This window comes from Corynebacterium hiratae (genome assembly GCF_009708045.1).
GTDB lineage: Bacteria > Actinomycetota > Actinomycetes > Mycobacteriales > Mycobacteriaceae > Corynebacterium > Corynebacterium hiratae.
The window spans coordinates 22,819-40,252 of sequence record NZ_VIOG01000002.1 but is presented as its reverse complement, the minus strand read 5'-3'; the positions used below and the strand labels follow the sequence as shown (position 1 = coordinate 40,252).

Annotated in this window: 16 protein-coding genes and 1 tRNA gene; 11 read left to right on the top strand and 6 right to left on the bottom strand. The window is 57.3% G+C overall.

Annotation, left to right across the window (positions count from 1 at the left end):
* Entirely contained in the window at positions 1-546 is a 546-nt protein-coding gene (locus FME68_RS01900) for a guanyl-specific ribonuclease (RefSeq protein ID WP_158395879.1), read from the bottom strand.
* A gap of 156 nt (positions 547-702) precedes the next feature.
* Here FME68_RS01900 and dnaG point away from each other — a divergent pair, with 156 nt between their 5' ends.
* A complete protein-coding gene (gene dnaG / locus FME68_RS01895) occupies positions 703-2,631 on the top strand; it encodes a DNA primase (protein WP_158395688.1) in 1,929 nt (642 codons plus the stop codon).
* A gap of 8 nt (positions 2,632-2,639) precedes the next feature.
* On the opposite strand, the gene FME68_RS01890 is transcribed toward dnaG, so the two are convergent.
* Positions 2,640-2,915: a hypothetical protein gene (locus FME68_RS01890; protein WP_070446667.1), complete on the bottom strand. Its 276-nt coding sequence runs from the start codon at positions 2,913-2,915 to the stop codon at positions 2,640-2,642.
* A gap of 194 nt (positions 2,916-3,109) precedes the next feature.
* Between FME68_RS01890 and FME68_RS01885 the strand changes: the two genes are divergently transcribed.
* From FME68_RS01885 to FME68_RS01875, 3 genes are all read left to right on the top strand, one after another.
* Positions 3,110-3,247 carry a hypothetical protein gene (locus FME68_RS01885; protein ID WP_158395686.1) on the top strand — a complete coding sequence of 46 codons (138 nt, stop codon included), beginning with the start codon at positions 3,110-3,112 and terminating at the stop codon, positions 3,245-3,247.
* A gap of 221 nt (positions 3,248-3,468) precedes the next feature.
* On the top strand, positions 3,469-4,626 hold the full coding sequence (wecB, locus tag FME68_RS01880) for a non-hydrolyzing UDP-N-acetylglucosamine 2-epimerase (protein WP_158395684.1): 1,158 nt from the start codon (positions 3,469-3,471) through the stop codon (positions 4,624-4,626).
* A gap of 89 nt (positions 4,627-4,715) precedes the next feature.
* Positions 4,716-5,378, top strand: coding sequence for a DUF1707 SHOCT-like domain-containing protein (locus FME68_RS01875; RefSeq protein WP_158395682.1), 663 nt, complete (start codon positions 4,716-4,718; stop codon positions 5,376-5,378).
* A 7-nt stretch (positions 5,379-5,385) separates the two neighbouring features.
* On the opposite strand, the gene FME68_RS01870 is transcribed toward FME68_RS01875, so the two are convergent.
* The 3 genes from FME68_RS01870 to FME68_RS01860 form a co-directional block, all read right to left on the bottom strand.
* Positions 5,386-5,874 (bottom strand): DUF4411 family protein, encoded by a 489-nt coding sequence (locus FME68_RS01870; protein ID WP_071410269.1) that lies wholly within the window; start codon positions 5,872-5,874, stop codon positions 5,386-5,388.
* A gap of 1 nt (position 5,875) precedes the next feature.
* A complete protein-coding gene (locus tag FME68_RS01865; RefSeq protein WP_328287680.1) occupies positions 5,876-7,015 on the bottom strand; it encodes an ImmA/IrrE family metallo-endopeptidase in 1,140 nt (379 codons plus the stop codon).
* 213 nt (positions 7,016-7,228) lie between these two features.
* Positions 7,229-7,301 (bottom strand) — tRNA-Asn (locus tag FME68_RS01860).
* 197 nt (positions 7,302-7,498) lie between these two features.
* Between FME68_RS01860 and FME68_RS01855 the strand changes: the two genes are divergently transcribed.
* Positions 7,499-8,899, top strand: coding sequence for a glycosyltransferase (locus FME68_RS01855; RefSeq protein WP_158395678.1), 1,401 nt, complete (start codon positions 7,499-7,501; stop codon positions 8,897-8,899).
* A gap of 8 nt (positions 8,900-8,907) precedes the next feature.
* Here FME68_RS01855 and FME68_RS01850 read toward each other — a convergent pair whose 3' ends face one another.
* A complete protein-coding gene (locus FME68_RS01850) occupies positions 8,908-9,795 on the bottom strand; it encodes a hypothetical protein (protein ID WP_102233693.1) in 888 nt (295 codons plus the stop codon).
* A gap of 167 nt (positions 9,796-9,962) precedes the next feature.
* Between FME68_RS01850 and wecC the strand changes: the two genes are divergently transcribed.
* The 6 genes from wecC (at position 9,963) to FME68_RS01820 (ending at position 17,342) form a co-directional block, all read left to right on the top strand.
* Positions 9,963-11,228, top strand: coding sequence for a UDP-N-acetyl-D-mannosamine dehydrogenase (gene wecC / locus FME68_RS01845; protein WP_102233692.1), 1,266 nt, complete (start codon positions 9,963-9,965; stop codon positions 11,226-11,228).
* 58 nt (positions 11,229-11,286) lie between these two features.
* Positions 11,287-12,600, top strand: a complete 1,314-nt coding sequence (locus FME68_RS13380) for a glycosyltransferase family 4 protein (protein ID WP_328287679.1) — start codon at positions 11,287-11,289, stop codon at positions 12,598-12,600.
* Between the two features lie 21 nt (positions 12,601-12,621).
* Entirely contained in the window at positions 12,622-13,200 is a 579-nt protein-coding gene (locus FME68_RS01835) for a hypothetical protein (RefSeq protein ID WP_158395675.1), read from the top strand.
* The gene (locus tag FME68_RS01830) at positions 13,197-15,314 is read left to right on the top strand and encodes a glycosyltransferase (protein WP_158395673.1); all 2,118 of its coding nucleotides are present in this window, start codon (positions 13,197-13,199) and stop codon (positions 15,312-15,314) included. Before FME68_RS01835 ends, FME68_RS01830 begins: the two co-directional genes overlap by 4 nt.
* A gap of 71 nt (positions 15,315-15,385) precedes the next feature.
* Positions 15,386-16,366 carry an ABC transporter permease gene (locus FME68_RS01825; protein WP_158395671.1) on the top strand — a complete coding sequence of 327 codons (981 nt, stop codon included), beginning with the start codon at positions 15,386-15,388 and terminating at the stop codon, positions 16,364-16,366.
* The gene (locus FME68_RS01820; RefSeq protein ID WP_070754434.1) at positions 16,350-17,342 is read left to right on the top strand and encodes an ABC transporter ATP-binding protein; all 993 of its coding nucleotides are present in this window, start codon (positions 16,350-16,352) and stop codon (positions 17,340-17,342) included. The genes FME68_RS01825 and FME68_RS01820 overlap by 17 nt, the downstream gene beginning before the upstream one ends.
* Positions 17,343-17,434 lie beyond the last annotated feature (92 nt).

Sequence of the window (17,434 nt, the reverse complement as noted above, 5' to 3'; positions counted from 1 at the left end):
TTAGTCCTCCGCGTCCGGGATGCTGCAGAAGCTCTCGTAGTGGTCATCGGTGTAGTACCAAACATCCGGGTCGGTCTCGCTCCCGCCACCGGTGACAATCCGCTTGGCCCCGCGGTGCCCAATCCCCGGCGTTTCCACCGTGTATTCGCGGTAGTAATTCCTGTCCTGCTGCGGCAGCACGCCCTCATAGTTGCCAAACCGCACGTTGTCATTGTCCGGATAGTCATAGGGGCCGCCAGCCAGGATATCGCTGGCCGTGTCATAGGCCTCCTGGGGCAAGGAATCCATGGAACAGGTGGGCAGGTCTGTTTCGCCCTGCTTGGCGACGTCCCCCTCATCCCCACCATTGACACCAGACGCACCAGCGGCAGAGGATGCGCCCGATGCAGCGGACGCATCAGGCGTATCCGATGAGGACGCTGCCTTCTGGTCCGCGCCATCGCTAGAGTCACCGAGGTCGATGCCGAAGTAACCCGCTACGAGGACGAGAACCGCGCCACCGATGAGAGCCGGCAGCGATTTTTTGGAGGGGGAGGATTGGGCCATGGCCCCATCATTGCAGGTGCGGGGGCCGAAAAAGAAATCAAGAATGCGCACTTTTCCGATTCCCACATATGGGTTCTTCCAGGATGTGGGACTCGCAGCTCTAGCCCACCCAGCCGTGGGTACCTGTACCTTGCGTGGGCGGGGTAGTCTGTACGCATGGCACGAGGCAGAATTCCGGACAGCGATATCCAAGCTATCCGTGAACGCGCGCCTATTGATGAGATCGTGGGCGAATACGTCCAGCTCAAGCCCGCTGGTTATGACTCTTTGAAGGGACTAAGCCCTTTCAAGGATGAGAAGACCCCGTCTTTCCACGTGCGCCCGCAGCGCGGTTATTATCACTGTTTCTCCACCGGCAAGGGCGGGGATGTTTTTAGCTTCCTCATGGAGATGGAGCAGGTCTCCTTCCCGGAGGCCGTCGAGGCCGTAGCCCAGAAGATTGGCTACCACATCAACTACCAAGGCGGCTCCACCGGTGCGCGCGACGAGAAGCCTGGCACGCGCCGTCGGCTTATCGCCGCGAACAAGGCCGCGCATGAGTTCTACCGCCAGCAGCTGGAAACCCCGCAGGCCGCCGCTGCTCGTGAGTTCCTCCTGGACCGCGGCTTCTCCAAGGAAATTATCTACGAGTTTGAATGTGGCTACGCCCCGGAGGGCTGGGATACCGCCACCAAGCACCTGCTGCGCATGGGCTTTTCCTTTGAGGAACTCGAAGCCGCCGGCATTTCCAAGATGGGCAAGCGCGGCCCCATCGACCGCTTCCACCGGCGTCTGCTGTGGCCGATCAAGGACTTATCCGGCAACGTCATCGGCTTCGGCGCACGCAAGCTTTTCGACGATGACAAGCTGGGCAAGTACATGAACACGCCCGAGACCATGCTCTATCACAAGTCCAAGGTGCTCTTCGGCCTGGATTTGGCCAAGCGCAACATCGCGGAGCAGCACCAGGCCGTGGTGGTGGAGGGCTATACGGATGTCATGGCCATGTACGCCGCGGGCGTGAAGACCGCCGTGGCCTCCTGTGGCACCGCCTTCGGCGCAGACCACCTGCAAGTCCTGCGCCGCCTCATGTTGGATGATTCCTACTTCCACGGCGAGCTCATCTACACCTTCGACGGTGATGAGGCCGGCCAGAAGGCCGCGATGCGCGCCTTCGAGGGCGAGCAGAAATTCACCGGCCAGTCCTTCGTCTCCGTGGCCCCCGACGGCATGGATCCCTGCGACCTGCGCCTTGCGCGCGGCGATGCCGCCGTGCGCGACTTGGTGGCGGACCGCATCCCCATGTTCGAGTTCGTCATCCGCTCCGTCATCTCAGATTTCAGTATTGACTCTGCCGAGGGCCGCCTCCAGGCCCTGCGCCGCGCCGTGCCCGTCGTGGCCCAAATCCGGGATCAACCCCTGCAGCGCGAATACGCCCGCCGCCTGGCCGGCTGGGTGGGCTGGCCCGACCCGGAGGAAGTACTCCACCAGGTACGCCAAGAAGCCCGCCGGCCGAAGAAGGAACAGCGCCCACGCTTTGCCTCCCTGGAGCAGACCTCCTCTGTGTCCGCGCAATCCAACGCCCCCGTCATGCACATCCCCGGCCCCCGGGAGCCGCACCTGTGGCCGCAGCGCGAGGCCCTCAAGCTGGCACTGCAATACCCGCAGATCGCCGGCAGCTACTTCGACGGCATTACGGAGGATGCCTACTCCAACGAGGCCTACCGCACCGTCCGCCGCGCCATCTCCACCCTCGGCGGCGTCACCGCCGGCGCTGAGCAACCCGGCGTGGAATGGCTGGCCGCCGTGGCCGGCGAGATGCCGGATCTCATGGCCCGCAATTTCGTCTCTGAGCTCGCCGTGGAACCCATCAAGCTTGGGGAGACCGGCAACCCCGACACCGACCTTGAGGCCTACGCCGATTCCGTACTCTCCCGTCTTCAGGAAGCCCGCGTGGGCGACCAAGTAGCCCAACTCAAGGCCCAACTCGGCCGCATGCGCCCCTCCGACGACGAAGAGTCCTATAACTCACTCTTCGCCGACCTCGTCGCACTTGAGCAAGCCCGCCGCGAGCTCAATGACCGCGCCTTCCGCGGCGTGCGTTAACCAGCGCTTTAATCTTCGTCCGGCTCGTAAATCCGATCCGGCTGCACTCCATCCGCGGCGCCCCGCTTGCCGCGGCGCCCCTTGTTGTAGTCCTTAAGCTCGCGCATGCGCGGCTCTGGGTCTAGGCGGTTGGCCACAGCCTTGCGCGCGGAGCGCACCGCGGCCTTTGTGGCGGGGGAGTTGACGGCCTTCTCGTAGGCGCCCTTAATTTGGTGGTAGCGTTTGCGCCCAGCCTTGGTTCCAAAGACGTATCCGGCGGCAGCACCCACAACAAATTGGATCATTGGAAACTAGTCATCCCCTTACTTCAAGCCGGCGCGACAGCCGGCGTTTGCGTACAACGTACGGGCAACGTGCAATTCTCACGATCAGCCTACCTGCCCAAGCCCACCGACGTGGGTGGCAGTGCAGCCGTGGGGCGAATAGATATTGTGCGAACTCTTCCCAAAGACCATTCGCTTCGGTTAACTTAAGTTCTGTGGAGAGTTCGAAGCGTACGCACGCGGTCTCGGCAGCCGTGGCGATGTCAGCGCTATTAACAGCCAGCGTGGCGGCAGCTGAGCCGCGCGTGGCTGCTCTCGAAGAGCCACGGGAAGTCACCGTGAGCGAGGACTAGCGGAAACTAGCAGCGCGAAGCTATCTACTATCTCTCGGGGGTTCGAGATTACTACGTGCACAAAAGGGTGTCGGGCAAGATGATAATGTGCATGTAGTTTTGAACTAGGTCGTGGAAGAAAATTCCCCTTCCGTCCCTACGCCTCAGAGAATGGGATTCAGTCAGTTCCCTTCATGTGGAAGAATTGACGTGTCTTTACTTCTCTTAATCCAAGGAGAGCAATGCCCCTACCCAAAATCATGACTGTCTACGGAACCCGTCCGGAGGCAATCAAGGTTGCTCCCATCATCACGGCCTTGGAGAAGGACGAGCGCTTCGAATCGGTTGCTGTCTCCACTGGCCAGCACAAGGAAATGCTGGAACAGGTGAACACCATGTTTGGCATTGAGCCGAAGCTAGACCTGCACCTAATGAAGCCGGGTCAGGGCCTCAATGAGATTGTTTCTCGCGCGCTTATGGGGCTGGACGAGATCATCGATGCCGAACAGCCTGACGTCATCATCTCCCAGGGCGATACTTCTACGGCCATGACCGCCGCGCTTGCTGGTTTCCACCGCGGTGTGAAAATCGTGCACCTGGAAGCAGGCCTGCGCACCGGCGACATCCACTCGCCCTTCCCGGAAGAGGCCAACCGTAAGCTGATCGGCCAGGTTGCGGAACTGCACCTTGCTCCTACGGCAGGTTCGATGGAGAACCTGCGCCGCGAGAACGTGCGCTCCAAGGACATCGCGGTTACCGGCAACACGGTCATCGATGCGCTACTTGAGGCTGCAAGCTGGGATACCGAGTTTGAAGACCCCGAAGTGCAGGAGGCGGCTCAGTCAGCTAAGCGCCTCGTGGTGGTCACCACCCACCGCCGCGAAAACCTGGAAGCCATGAAGGAAATCGGTGGGGCCGTCAAGGATTTGGCAGAGGCCTACCCAGACATCAACTTTGTTCTACCCCTGCACCTCAACCCGAAGGTTCGTGGCGCCGTGCTGCCGGAGGTTGAGTCCCTGCCTAACGTCATCATCACGGACCCGCTGCCTTATGACCAGTTCACCAAGCTTCTGGATCGTGCAACCATTATCCTCACCGACTCGGGAGGAGTTCAGGAGGAAGCCCCGGCTCTGGGCAAGCCGGTCTTGGTTATGCGTCAGAACACCGAGCGCCCGGAAGCCGTTGTGGCCGGCACCGTGAAGCTTGTGGGCACCAACCGTAGCCTCATCGTGGCGGAGGCTAAGCTGCTCCTTGATGATGCTGCTGCCTACGAGGCCATGGCCAACGCTGTCAACCCCTACGGCGATGGCAAGGCCGCTGAGCGCGCTGTGGCAGCTATCGCTGAGCTCCTTGGAGTAGGGGAGCGCCTGCCCGATTTCGCTCCCGAGATTGATTCCTAACAAGAGTCCAGGAACCAACGAATAAGCGCGGCGAAGTGATCAGAACTTTTCGTCGCGCTTAAAAGCGTGCTTCCACGTAAAATCAAGTCATGGAATCACGAGACATCAAATGCACGAACTCTGAGCGCACCACCGCTTCACAGGTGTTGGCGGATGCGATGTCAGTAGGCCAGCTCAGCGTCAGCGAATTCGAGGAGCGCTCTAGCCGCTGCGCCGATGCCACGACACGCGGCGAATTGGTTGACCTTGTTGCCGACCTTATCGAAGCCCCAGAAAAAGTCCTGTTCGGCAGCCACCAGGTAGCGCGTCAAACCTCGCAGACGGTCAGTACCACCAACCAAGGAACCACCACCGCTGTTGACCAGGCTTTAGACCAAGTGGACCCCTCTGCACAGGGTGCACAGGGGCTTTCCCTCGGCATTTTTGGCGGTAGTACCGTGCGCGGTATTCCCATCGCCGCTCATCACACCACGATGGGCATCTTCGGCGGCACCGATGTAGACCTTCGCGGTGCCTCCCTCAAAGAACACGTCACGACAATTCAAGCGGTTGGGGTATTCGGCGGCGTCGACGTCTGGGTCCCGGAAGGATTCCGCGTTCGTGTCAACGGCGTCGGTCTTTTTGGCGGGCACGACATCAAGGTCGAGGGCGGCGCCATTGACCCCGCAGACCTACCCGCCAGCGCCCCTGAGGTAGTTGTCAACTGCTTCAGCCTGTTTGGTGGGGTAGACGTCCACGTGGTGAAGCGGTAGGAATCAGCTAAATGCTGATTTTCATCTCTCTTAGAAAAGCAAGAAGGTCGATGCAGCGCACCCCAAAATGATCGGCCACATCAGGGATCTTGACCTGTTTCCGTGAATCAGGGGCTGCGCGCACCTCATTAGTCACAATCGTTGCGTCGTGCCTGAGAGCGGAAGCTATCAACCACGAATCCGCTGCGTCCATGAACACGTTGACAGCCCTGTCCTTGTAGCGTGGTTGACGTTTGTTCGCGACCCAGCGAACCACATCCGTATATAGCGCAAGCTCATTGTCATCAGTGCTCACGATGTATTGCGGATCGATGTGTTTCAGATACCAATCGAGAGTCCGATCTTTCCACTCTTTCATTTCCTTATCGACAGTCTTGTGGAAATAGGAATCACCCCTGAAAATCGGTTCTTCAAGCTGAACCCACAAAGAGGGAAACACATCGCGTGGATAGACAGATGCCACTGTCCCGATAAAGTTCGTGTCGATTAAATACACGCTAACTGGCCCTCCATTCAGCAGAGGGGGAGTGCGCAATAAGCTTACTTAGGCTGTCAGCAGTTGCGGCTCCAAGGAGTTGGGCAGCTTCCTTCTGTGGAATTTTCCCTGCAACAGCCGCGTAGGTTACGGCATCGAAGAACCGGTTTCCCACGCGGGCTTTCACCACACGGTGCCGCGCCGGGCCACCTTTACTTGACGAGGGTTCCGTGGCTTGGACCGGTTGTGATGCAACGAGAGGAAGGAGCGTGGAAGCCTCATTGCTATCAATGACGTTGAGGTACACCAGTCTCCACAGGGCGGCTTCTTGGCTCATCCCTGACTTGCGGGAAAGAGTCTTGACGCTATCGAATGGGGAATCACTTGTTGAAACCGTGCTCAAGACGAGCTGAGCTGGGGCAAGAAAACTTGCAGCGAATCGATTGCACCAACGCTCAATATCGCGGCTTTCCCCGTGATCTGAGATTCCCGGCTGGCCTAGAACCACGTGTCCTAGTTCGTGCGAAAGGCTGAAAAGCTGGGCTGTCTTGCTGTCGCGGGTGTTGATAAATATCAGAGCATAGGGTGCTTGGATAAGCGTGAACCCACGAAACTCATCGATGCTCAGCGGACGGGTGGTGCTGCTTTCGACAATTGAATTGCGAGACACCAAAATACCTGAGTCCTCAAGAGCTGAACAGAGAGTTTTTACTTTGTCAGGGCCTTGCAAAAAAGTGTCTACAGCGAGCCCGAGGACTTCTTTTGTTCGAGCGGCTATAGCTTCTGGGCTGTTACTCGCATCAGTGTATCCAAGGAAGGGAGGACCATCGATGCCCTCTTCCTCGGCGAAATCGGTGTACCAATCAAGGCGGGATTCCGAAGCAGCCAAGGTTTCCTCAAGGTTCGGGCTGAAAGTCTCAAGGGAGAGGTTTCGAACCGTCCGAAAATCCGGAACGGAAATCCTAGACTCGCTCGGGGTTTGCAGGAGAAGACGGCCGAAAGGAATTTTAGCTTTCTTGGCGAGGTCCTGCGCCTGATTCAAAGTTGGCTGCGAAGTATTTTCAACCCATTCCCTGATCCGCGGAAAATCCTTCATCAGCTCGTCGAGACTCAGCCCAGTCCGTTCAATTGCCCAATCGAGCACAGCCGGCTCAATGGTCACTCGTACTGTCGTCATTGTCCCTCTTAGGTTTCTGCGGCTTGAAAGCTTGTTACGTTGTGGATGGGGCACTTCGTTGTGATGGGTACAGCTTAGTGGAAGCTTGGAGGGCAAGCACGGGTTTGCGAGGCCGTGGGGGCCAACCGGGGGACATTTGAAAACGAGAGCACCCCCACCAGTTAGCATAAAAGCAGGTCGGTGGGGGTGATTTATGTGCTCCTCCAACTGGGCTCGAACCAGTGACCCTTCGATTAACAGTCGAATGCTCTGCCAACTGAGCTATGGAGGAATATGCGTATGCTGCTGAGCAAGTGACCTTGCTCGGTGCAACGAGATGTAACTATATAAGGTCTGTGGTGTTCAATACAAATCGCCAGCACAACACGCTTTTTCAAACGGGCTAGTGTGGCACTTTCAGGCCCGCCTCCAAGCAAAGCTAGACTGTCCGTCAGATATCACTCGCAGGGAAGAGGTAAAGGTTTCTTCATGTTCGTTGGACACACTCGCTTTAGTCTCTTCGTCCCCGATTCGGCGTCGTGGCGAGCGAGCAATGAACAGACTGGGTTCTCGGAAGGCGAGTACCGTGACTACCTCTACGACGATGCACGCCTGTCGTTGCGCACGGACATTTTTCTCAACCACACCGTGCCAACCCTTGCGAAGGCCGCCGAAGGCTTCGACGTGAAGCACGTTGTCTCCTTCTCTGAGTCCTTACCGCAGAAGTTCAAGGGGCAGCTGCAGGAGGCAGCGGACAGCTTCGACCTATTGCATCTCGATGAGCTTCCTGATGGTGATAGTGGCTGGACTGCAGTGCGCCGCTACGTCCAAAAAAGTGGGTTTAAGGGCACGTTCGGACGCTATCGCCTAGACGACGATGACGTTTTATCCGCTCACTACTTCCAGACCACAGCGCCCTATATCAAACCCGAGTTTGAAGGAATGCTCGTCAGCATGCCGCTCGGCATTGAGGCGGTCTATGCAGATGGTCAGTTCTTCCACCTGCGCGAAGCCCACACACCTATGAACTCGATGGGGCTCATGTCCATCTGCGCTGTGAAGGAAGACGGCACCGTCGTGGAACCCCAGAGCGGGCCTCACGATAAATCAGACCGATATGCGCCAGTGATTTTGGACGCCACCCAGGTGGGTTACTTACGCGCGATCCACGCGGGCCAGGACAACGCCATGCGCCATGATCCAGGCTTGGTCATGGCGCGCCTCATGGAGAACATGGCAGCCTTCCCACCATTCACGGATGTAGCTGCCCTTGAAGCGGCCTTTCCCACGGTGGCCAAGCAGATGCAGAGCACAAGCACGCCGCTGAGCATTGACGACACTGTTGGCGGTGGTCAGCACTATCTTCTGCAGCCCGCCAGCGGGGATGTCAGCATTGTCATCCACGGAGAATCAGGGTGGGAACTTGATAATGAGCTCCTTGTGAGCCTGTGGATCGAAGATTCCCGTGGTCGGCGCGTTCCCTCCTACAAAATAGTCGAGGGGTTTGCTGCCTCCAATAACCCAAGCATCGGGCACTTCGCGTACGTTCCCACAGAGAACGGAACCTTTCGGACCCTGGTGAGCCTTCATTTGGAGCACGGCTACGTCCTGCGTGGCTTCCGGATTCTGGCACAAAGCGAGCGAGCCGAGGGAGTTCGGGTCGCAAAGATCGTCACGCAACAGCGAGGTGGGAAGGCACGTTTCGTTAGCACCGAGGACTGGGAATCAGCACGAAGCAAAGGCGTGCGTGGTCTAGTTGACCAAGCCATCGACAGCGTTTATCAGAACCGGACGAGCATCGTGTCTAACGTGCGCAGCGTTCTTGGGGAGGATCGCGCTAACAAGGTCATCGCACGCTTGGACCAGCTGAACAAGAAGCTACGCAATTAGGGGCGGCTCTAGTCTGGGCTGGCAAACATCTCGTCTTCGAAGAGTCGCTCCCAATCGCCAGCAAGCGATGCTGCGTAGCCGAGAATTCCGGTGAGAAGCATTTGTGGGGCAGGGGCATGGCCTTCGCCCCAATCCCCGAGGAGAAGCCTCCACTGCTGTGAGCGCTCAGCCACTGCCTGGGACCACGGCAGATAATGCTGGGTGTAGTGCAGTTCGTCGTCTTCGTTCTGAAGGTAAGCCACGTAGTTCTCGAAACCCTTGCCGTATTCAGTAACCAAGTCAAAGGTCATGGTGGTCTCAGACAGCTTCCGGCTGCTCCAACACTTCTTGCGGTACGCCTTTACCTGCGGCTCAAGGTAGCGCCCGATATGGGTCTGGGGGTTTGACACCACGGCTAATGAACCGGGGAAGCGGTGTGAAAAATACAGCGCGGCAAAGCCACCGGCTGATGCGCCGAAGAAGATAGCCTTCTGGCCTACCTCCTGGGCCGGCACATCAGAGTGAAAGCTAGCGAGAATATGAGTCAGGCAGGAAGTGAGGTCTTCCTGGAATGGCCGCGTCTCATCCCCTGTGAACCACCCAATACTTGCGCCCCGATCCAGCGAGGGATCGGAGATGTACACCACGTTCGCATCAACGCCTTCAACCATCTGCCTCCCAATGAAGACAGGGAGAGAGGTCTTCGCCGGGTCGATGGCCGCGTGAAACAGCACGATAGTGACATCGGCGCCACGATCCTCAACGAGCACATCCATGAATGCAGCGCCGTATCGAATCGAAATGGCCTCAGCTTCCTCGGAAGAGCTGGCGGGCACGGGGGAGCTGAGAAACTCCTCGACAGAGTCGAAAAAAGTCGTTGAAGCGCCATAGCGCGCGTAGTTTCTCCTCAGTGCCATAGCCGCTTACTGTAGTCGCACACGCAGCACACCTGGGAAACGCTCACGCAGGGACGCAGGAATGAAATATGGGCTGAGACAAAACACCGACATCGGCCCATTCGACCGCAAGCCGGTAACCGTCACCGTGCTACCGTAATGAGCAGCGAACTTATAGAAAGGCGGACATGGTTCCGAACACAACTGATTCCCGTGCCTTTGGCAAGGTCAGCGTCGTTGGCCTTGGCTACATCGGCCTTCCCACCGCCGCGTTCATAGCTTCCAAGGGAATCCCAGTAGTCGGCATCGACGTGAATCAGGATGCCGTGGACAGCATCAATGCCGGCACGGTGCCTTTCTTTGAGCCAGGCTTCGGGGAGCTGCTCGCCCGAGTCGTCGCGGATGGAACACTGTCCGCACAGACGGAACAGATCGATGCCGATGCCTACATTGTCTGCGTTCCCACTCCATTTCGTGAGGACCACAGCGTAGACACCAAGTACATTCGTGCGGCATCCGAAGCGCTTGCTCCTTACCTGAAACCCGGCGCACTTGTAGTACTCGAGTCCACCTCACCTCCTGGAACCACGGAGGATATGGCTAAGCATCTCATTGAGTTGCGCCCTGACCTGTCCCTCAATGACGAGGATGAGAATGCCATCTTTGTCGCCCACTGCCCAGAGCGCGTTCTTCCTGGCAAGATCATGGAGGAGATGGAAAACAATGACCGCGTCATCGGTGGCCTGACTCCGAAGGGCGCCCAACTCGCCCGTGCCCTCTACGCCACCTTCTGCACCGCGGACCTGCTACTCACTAATGCCACGACCGCTGAGATGGCAAAGCTCACGGAAAACTCCTTCCGCGATGTCAATATCGCCTTTGCCAACGAGCTCTCCCTCATCTGTGATCGTCTCGGAATCGATGTCTGGGAGCTCATCGAGCTGGCGAACCACCACCCCCGCGTCAACATCTTGCAGCCCGGGCCAGGCGTGGGCGGACACTGCATCGCCGTGGACCCGTGGTTCATCGTCTCCGCTGCACCCGAAGAAGCAAAGCTCATCCAAACAGCGCGCAACGTCAATGACGGCAAGCCGGAGTGGGTCATCGACCAAGTTCTCAAGGCCCTTGAAGGAAAGGAAAATCCCGTCGTTGCTGCCCTCGGCATCGCCTTCAAGAACGATATCGATGATCTGCGTGAATCGCCGTCCCTCGAAATCGTCAAACGCCTCGGCGTTGATAACCCGCAGCTAGATATCCGCGTTGTCGAGCCCAACGTGGAGGCATTGCCACCGGTGCTGAGCAACCTTTCAAACCTGACAAAGCAGGACACGGAGGAAGCCATTGCAGCAGCCGACGTCGTCCTCCTTCTGGTCAACCACCGACAGTTCGTCGAGCTTGATCAATCTCTGCTCGGCGGCAAGACAATCATCGATACCAAGGGCATTTGGCGCTAAATTAAGCGGTTAGACTAGCCACTCACCATCACCTTAAAGCCAGGAGGCAGCACGAAGCGTGAGGATTCTCGTTCTCTCTCAATACTGGGCTCCCGAGAATGGAGTTCCGCAGCGCCGCTGGTCGTGGTTGGCCAAAATCCTTGTCCAGGCCGGGCATGAAGTCCTCGTCATCGCGCCACCACCGCATTACCAGCGCCGACTCGGGCTCAAGCAGTGGTTCTCGCGAAAGAACATCCTCGGTGCGAACGAGCTAGAAACCGGAAACTCCGGAGAGAAGATTCTGCGATCAGGTTTCTTTCCCGCTGGTCCCTCGCTGACGCACCGCATCCTTAACCAGGCCTCAGTAGCTGGCTCAATGCTGTTTATGCAAGCGACTAAGCGCAAGCAGCTCAAGAGCTTCAAACCAGATCTGGTTATCGGCACCGTCCCGGCCCTTCCCACGGCTGTCGTTACGCAGTTCGTTGCCAGAATTCTCCACACTCCTTACATCATCGATCTCCGTGATGCGTGGCCGGAGCTGCTGAAAGAAAAAGGCGACTGGAATTCAGGAACAGGCAAACGCTCTATTCGTGAGATTGTCCTGACCAAGGGGCCCTTCCAACTGCTGACGGCGCTGACCGAGCGTGCCATGAACCACGCCTTGCACCACGCTGATGGCATCATGACGACGTCCCAGGACCTCACCGAGCACATGGAACGAGACGATGCCAGTAGGGGAGTGGCGGGTGCTCGTCGCATCCGGACGGTGCGTAACGTCTTTCCACCCAAGACCGAGTTCCTCGCCAGCGACAAAGGACAGCAGTCCTCCAAAGAACTGAAGGTCCTTTACGCCGGCACGGTGGGGCGCGCGCAGAAGATCGACAATGCGGTGAAGGCAGTCAAGATTGCTCAAGACCGTGGTTACAACATCAACCTGCGCATTGTAGGCGATGGAGCCACCTGGCACGCCACTAAGGCCACGATCGAATCCCTGGAGATCAACGCAACCATTGAACACCGAGTCCCAGCCGATGAGCTTCAGAACATTTACGAGTGGGCCGATACTGCCCTTGTGCACTTGACTGATTGGGAGCCACTCAACCGCACGGTTCCGTCGAAGACCTACGAGCTGATGTCCTTGGGTGTTCACACCACTGCGGTGGTCCAAGGCGAGGCAGCACGTCTCATTGAAGAACTCGGCGCGGGCGTTGTTGTTCCTCCGGAGAACCCGGAAGCACTCGCTGAGGCATGGGCTGCGCTTATCGACGACCGCTCGAAGCTCACCGTTTCTCCTTCCGGGCGCGAGTGGGTCGCCACCCAGCGCGATGAGGTTGTCCCCGAAGCATTCCTGGACATCGTCAATGCCGTGAACAACCAGCACGAAGAGCCATAGGCCAGGAGAATAGGTTCACCGATGCGCATATCTTCTCTTGACGGGTTTCAGCCGTTGGACTCCGCCTACGCCATGTTGCTGGAGTCCTCCGAACAACCTTTTTCTTTCCCACCGGCTACATCCCCAGTGACATTCTGCTTCTCCGCGGAACAGCTCGCTGATGTCGCTGAGATCCCGCTCGTTCTCGTCGATACCGACGCTGATGAGGCTTTGCCGATTCTCCATGAATATGCAAGGAAGAATCGGCACATTGAGTACTGGGCCCCGCGAGTGGGTACGACGCGGCTCCAACAGTTAGCGCTGGTACAGGAAGGCCACGATCTGTCGATTACAGGTAGCCGTCTCACCGAGATGTGGATCCAGCTTCGTATCGGTACTGCTACCGAGCACGACCGCTCATGCGCGGACTGGGTGGAAGGGCTTAAGTCTGCTACAGCAGCTCCGGTTGAATCCACGGAATCCCCCAGCGTCGCAGTACCTGAGATGTCATTGAGAAGCCTTGTCATCTCTCGTATCACCCCCTTGGCTAAATCGCTCAAGAAGTACCTCCCGGGTTCTGTTGTGATTATGATGTACAAGATTCTGGAGAAGATCCGATGAACAACCTCTTGCCTGGCATATCCGTGGTCATCCCATCCTTTGTCGCCGACCCAGCAGAGATGACAGGAGACATTGCAGCCACAAACCTCGGTTCTGCTCTTGCTTCCCTTGCGGAGCAAAGCTTGAGAAAAGACCTCATCGAGGTCCTCGTCATCCTCAACGGCACAGGAGTTTCCGATGCCAGAGGAGAGGCTATACAGGTCGCGTTGCACGACAGCTTGGTCAGCCGCTTCCCCGAGCTAAAGATTCGGGTTCTGCACAGCCTGGCTCCCGGAGCTGGACGCGCCCGTAATCTTGGAATTGCCTCCGCAAGCCGCCGCTTCATCACCTTTCTCGATGACGATGACACCCTTCAGCCAAACTATCTCGAAACTGGCCTTGAGAATGCCGACGACGGCGCTATCACTCTCTTGCCCATCGTCGACACCACCGACGGAGCGTCTACCCAGGACAACTCCCTCAACGCCCGCATCGCGACGTTGCGCGGTACGGCGGTCCCAGTTGCCACCGCGCCGTGGGCGCTTGGCTTCAATGCCAGCAAAATCATTCCGACAGCACTAGCCCAGCGCTATCGCTACGATGAGTCACTCCGCTCCGGCGAGGATGTGGCGTATTTCGCGAATTTCCTCAGAACGCCGGGGCTGCTTCTTCACACCCCGCAGGCGAGGGAGGAGACTGCCTACGTGCGCTCAATTCGCCCCGACTCGGTTTCACGCCAACGTGAGAGTTTTGATTTCAACGTGGTGCAGCGTCTGGAATGCATTGCCAAGCTCCGAGACATCGAGGAAGCAAACCGCAAGCAGCGCGCACTAGAAAAGCTTGAGCAAGCCCAGTTCGGTTTCGTGGAGAACTATCTCACAGCACACCCGGGCGAGGTGCAGCGCGCAATTGAAACCGCCGTAGATGTCGGCGTTCCGGGTTTGAATTGGGAGAACCTCCGCCAGGAAAGGGCTAGCCGCCTGGTGTTTTCATATTGCTTTCCTCCCTACGCTGACACCTCAGCCAATGTCACGGCGAAGGTGATCAGGAATGATGCAGAGCTTGTTGACGTCTTCTATGCCAACATGCAGCGCGTTCGAGGACGTGACGATTCAACCAGGTTGATTGTCGATCCCTACCTGATCCATGCCGAGGAGATCGATGTCGTGTCCTCCTTCGCGCATTGGGGCGCGATTTGCTCCTACGCACGCCAGGCCGCACGCAAAGCAAGCAAACGGGCTAGAAAACAGGGCGGCTATGAGTCGATGTACTCCCGCGCCCTATGGTCTGGCTCGCACGTCGCCGCTGCGCTGTTCAAAGACAAGCACCCGGGGACGCGATGGGAAGCAGAATTCTCCGATCCTTTGAGCGTCGGCGTGGATGGCACGCCCCGTCCGGGCGAGCTAACGAGGGGTATCACAACTCATCAACTGCGGAAGATGGTCGAGCACTCTGACTGGTCGGGACTCTCGTACATAACTCACTTCGAGCTCACCGAGCTTGTCACCCTTCTTTATGCAGATGAGGTGATTTTTACCAATGCCAATCAGCAGCAGGTGATGCTGGAGCGCTATTCGGAGGATTTCCAATCTTTCATTCGGGAAAAATCGACCATCCGCCACCATGCTGTCCCGACGGCGGAAATGTACCACTTGGTGATGTCGGACTATATCGCCGACCCAGAACACATCAACATTGCTTACTTCGGAAATTTCTACGCCAACCGCGGCATAGGAGATGTCTTGACCGCGCTTGCGGAGCATCCACGGCGCGAGAAGTTTGTCCTGCACATCTTCACCTCGAGTCCGGAAAAGCTGAGACGACAGTTGTGGGGGAACCCAGCGGCTGGCAATGTCCGGATCAACGGTTACGTTCCCTACCTGGAGTTTCTTAACGTTTCCACGAATTTTGACGCCTTGGTGGTCAATGACACCGACACGGTGGGAACAGCATTCAGTGTCAATCCATTCTTGCCTTCGAAATACGCCGATTACGTCGGGAGCGGAACAGCCGTGTGGGGCATCGTGGTCGAAGACTCGCCGCTATCCAAGCTGCCTTTGACGTATCGCATGGCTTCGGGTGATTCTGCACAGGCAGGCAAGGTGCTAGACGAACTTCTTGGGAAGTCTGAGTAGAATACTCGTTAGTAAAACTCGGTCTGCGTGAAGTAGGCGCTTCCTTTGATAGGCCGAGAGTGGACACACTAGTGTCATATCACTCGAAAACCGATGAAGGAATGGAAGGGCTGATGTATGTGGCACGCCATAAATGGCGAAGCTCCAAAACTGCACAACGCGGAGTTGAAGAGCTCAATGCCCAGGTTGCCCGGCATGAGGGCCGGGTGCAGATAGTAAACCCAGAGGGGCTGCACCCCTTGGCTACCCGCCCGACGCTGCGTGAGTACATTTCGCAGCTGTGGGCACGCCGTTTCTTCATTACTGCGGATGCTCGGGCAAAGGCACTGCGAACCACTCGTGATTACCGTCTGTGGCAGTTATGGCTCGTTCTCAACCCGCTCTTTGATGTAGCTCTGTACGGGTTCCTTTTCGGCATGCTCTTGAAAACCTCCAGGGGCATTGAGAACTTCATCGGCTTTCTCTTTATCGGCATTATCTTTATGTCGATGATGACGGGGCTGATGAATTCTGGTATCAGTCTCATGCAGTCTTCGCGCTCCATGATCCGCGCATTCCAGTTTCCACGTGCATCTATCCCTTTTTCGACGACTCTACGGTCGATGATCGATAACGTCTTACCCGCCATCGTGGCGCTGTTAGCGGCTTTCCTTTTTCAGTGGGGAACGTGGCCCTCATGGACATTGATACTGGTAGTGCCGCTTTTCATATTGATCCATATCTTTGGATGCGGGCTCATGATGATCACAGCGCGCCTTACAGCCCAGGTTCCTGAAGCAAAAACCATTCTGGGGCTTGTGACTCGCGGCCTATTCTTCTTATCCGGTGTGATGTTTTCCATCGATAGGTTCGCCGAGCACTCAGCTGTTCACCAAGTCATGTCAACCAATCCGTGCTACATCTTCCTTACTGCAGTGCGTGATGCTTCGATTTATCGCACCGCGCCTAGTCTCGCGACCTGGGGAGAGCTTGTGGCCTGGAGCGTAGGAGCCTTTGTGCTTGGTTTTATCTTCTTCTGGAGGGCGGAGGATAAGTATGTTCGACTCGTCTAAGTTGCCTGCAGCACCTGGTGAGTACCTCGAAACGAAAAAGAAGGTCACGGATGAGAAAAGCGAGGACCAATCGCGGGAAAGCTATTTAGAAGAACCATCTGGCGCCGAACCACCGGCGCAGTTGCAATCTGACCTCGATATCAATTACGTGGAGCGGGCGAATGTTGTCGTAGACAACGTGTCCAAACGCTACGTGATTAGTCAGGGCCGCTCCTCAGATGCGAGCATGACGCGTGTCAGCCGCGGAAAAACTGTCGTTGATGCAATCGTTAATGCTTCGCTCATCGCGCTACCTGGTGAATCGATCGGCATTATTGGACTTAACGGCTCAGGAAAATCGACGCTATTGAGCATGATTGCCGGTGGTCTAGCCCCAACATCGGGACGGATACTGACGCGCTCCCAACCCACGCTCATGGGCGTGTCCCCGGCTCTTCAGCCTGATCTGTCTGGGGAGCACAATATTTACCTGGGCTGCTTGGCTCTGGGAATGAGTCCTGCCGACGCGAGGGCGCAAATCCCTGAGATCGCGGAGTGGACCGAACTCGGTGATGCGATTAAGCGACCGATGAAAACATACTCGTCCGGTATGTCAGCACGCTTGTCTTTTGCAATTTCGACAGCAGTGAGGCCAGACATCCTCATGATTGATGAAGCCCTGTCCACTGGTGATGCCGCCTTCGGTGCAAAGGCTAGCGCCCGAATGCGCGAGCTCCTTGAGCGCGCCGGAAACCTGTTCTTGGTTTCGCACGCCATCAAGGAAATCGAGAACAACTGCAACCGGGCAATCTGGATCTCAAAGGGGCGCATCATCGCTGATGGCTCAACGGATACAGTGGCGGGACAGTATCACGAATGGGCAAAACTCATGGGCAGGGAAGATAAGCAGCCTGCGCACGACTTTCTCGCAGAAGTCACGGCTGCTTACCGGCCACCTATGGTGCTCCTAGAGAAGCCACTCGGCGGTGAACAGTAGGGTGCGAAGCGTTCAAAGTCGTGCCGGTGAAAACCATCTGAACGTCGTGTGCAGCATGTATTTAGCAACTTTCATACACACAAAGGATTGAC

Excerpts from the sequence above, each read along its gene's own strand:
- FME68_RS01850 (WP_102233693.1), bottom strand. The coding sequence starts at position 9,795 with ATGGCACTGAGGAGAAACTACGCGCGCTATGGCGCTTCAACGACTTTT.
- FME68_RS01900 (WP_158395879.1), bottom strand. The coding sequence starts at position 546 with ATGGCCCAATCCTCCCCCTCCAAAAAATCGCTGCCGGCTCTCATCGGT.
- FME68_RS01855 (WP_158395678.1), top strand. The coding sequence starts at position 7,499 with ATGTTCGTTGGACACACTCGCTTTAGTCTCTTCGTCCCCGATTCGGCG.
- FME68_RS01835 (WP_158395675.1), top strand. The coding sequence starts at position 12,622 with ATGCGCATATCTTCTCTTGACGGGTTTCAGCCGTTGGACTCCGCCTAC.
- wecB (WP_158395684.1), top strand. The coding sequence starts at position 3,469 with ATGCCCCTACCCAAAATCATGACTGTCTACGGAACCCGTCCGGAGGCA.
- FME68_RS01875 (WP_158395682.1), top strand. The coding sequence starts at position 4,716 with ATGGAATCACGAGACATCAAATGCACGAACTCTGAGCGCACCACCGCT.
- dnaG (WP_158395688.1), top strand. The coding sequence starts at position 703 with ATGGCACGAGGCAGAATTCCGGACAGCGATATCCAAGCTATCCGTGAA.
- FME68_RS01830 (WP_158395673.1), top strand. The coding sequence starts at position 13,197 with ATGAACAACCTCTTGCCTGGCATATCCGTGGTCATCCCATCCTTTGTC.
- FME68_RS01820 (WP_070754434.1), top strand. The coding sequence starts at position 16,350 with ATGTTCGACTCGTCTAAGTTGCCTGCAGCACCTGGTGAGTACCTCGAA.
- wecC (WP_102233692.1), top strand. The coding sequence starts at position 9,963 with ATGGTTCCGAACACAACTGATTCCCGTGCCTTTGGCAAGGTCAGCGTC.
- FME68_RS01890 (WP_070446667.1), bottom strand. The coding sequence starts at position 2,915 with ATGATCCAATTTGTTGTGGGTGCTGCCGCCGGATACGTCTTTGGAACC.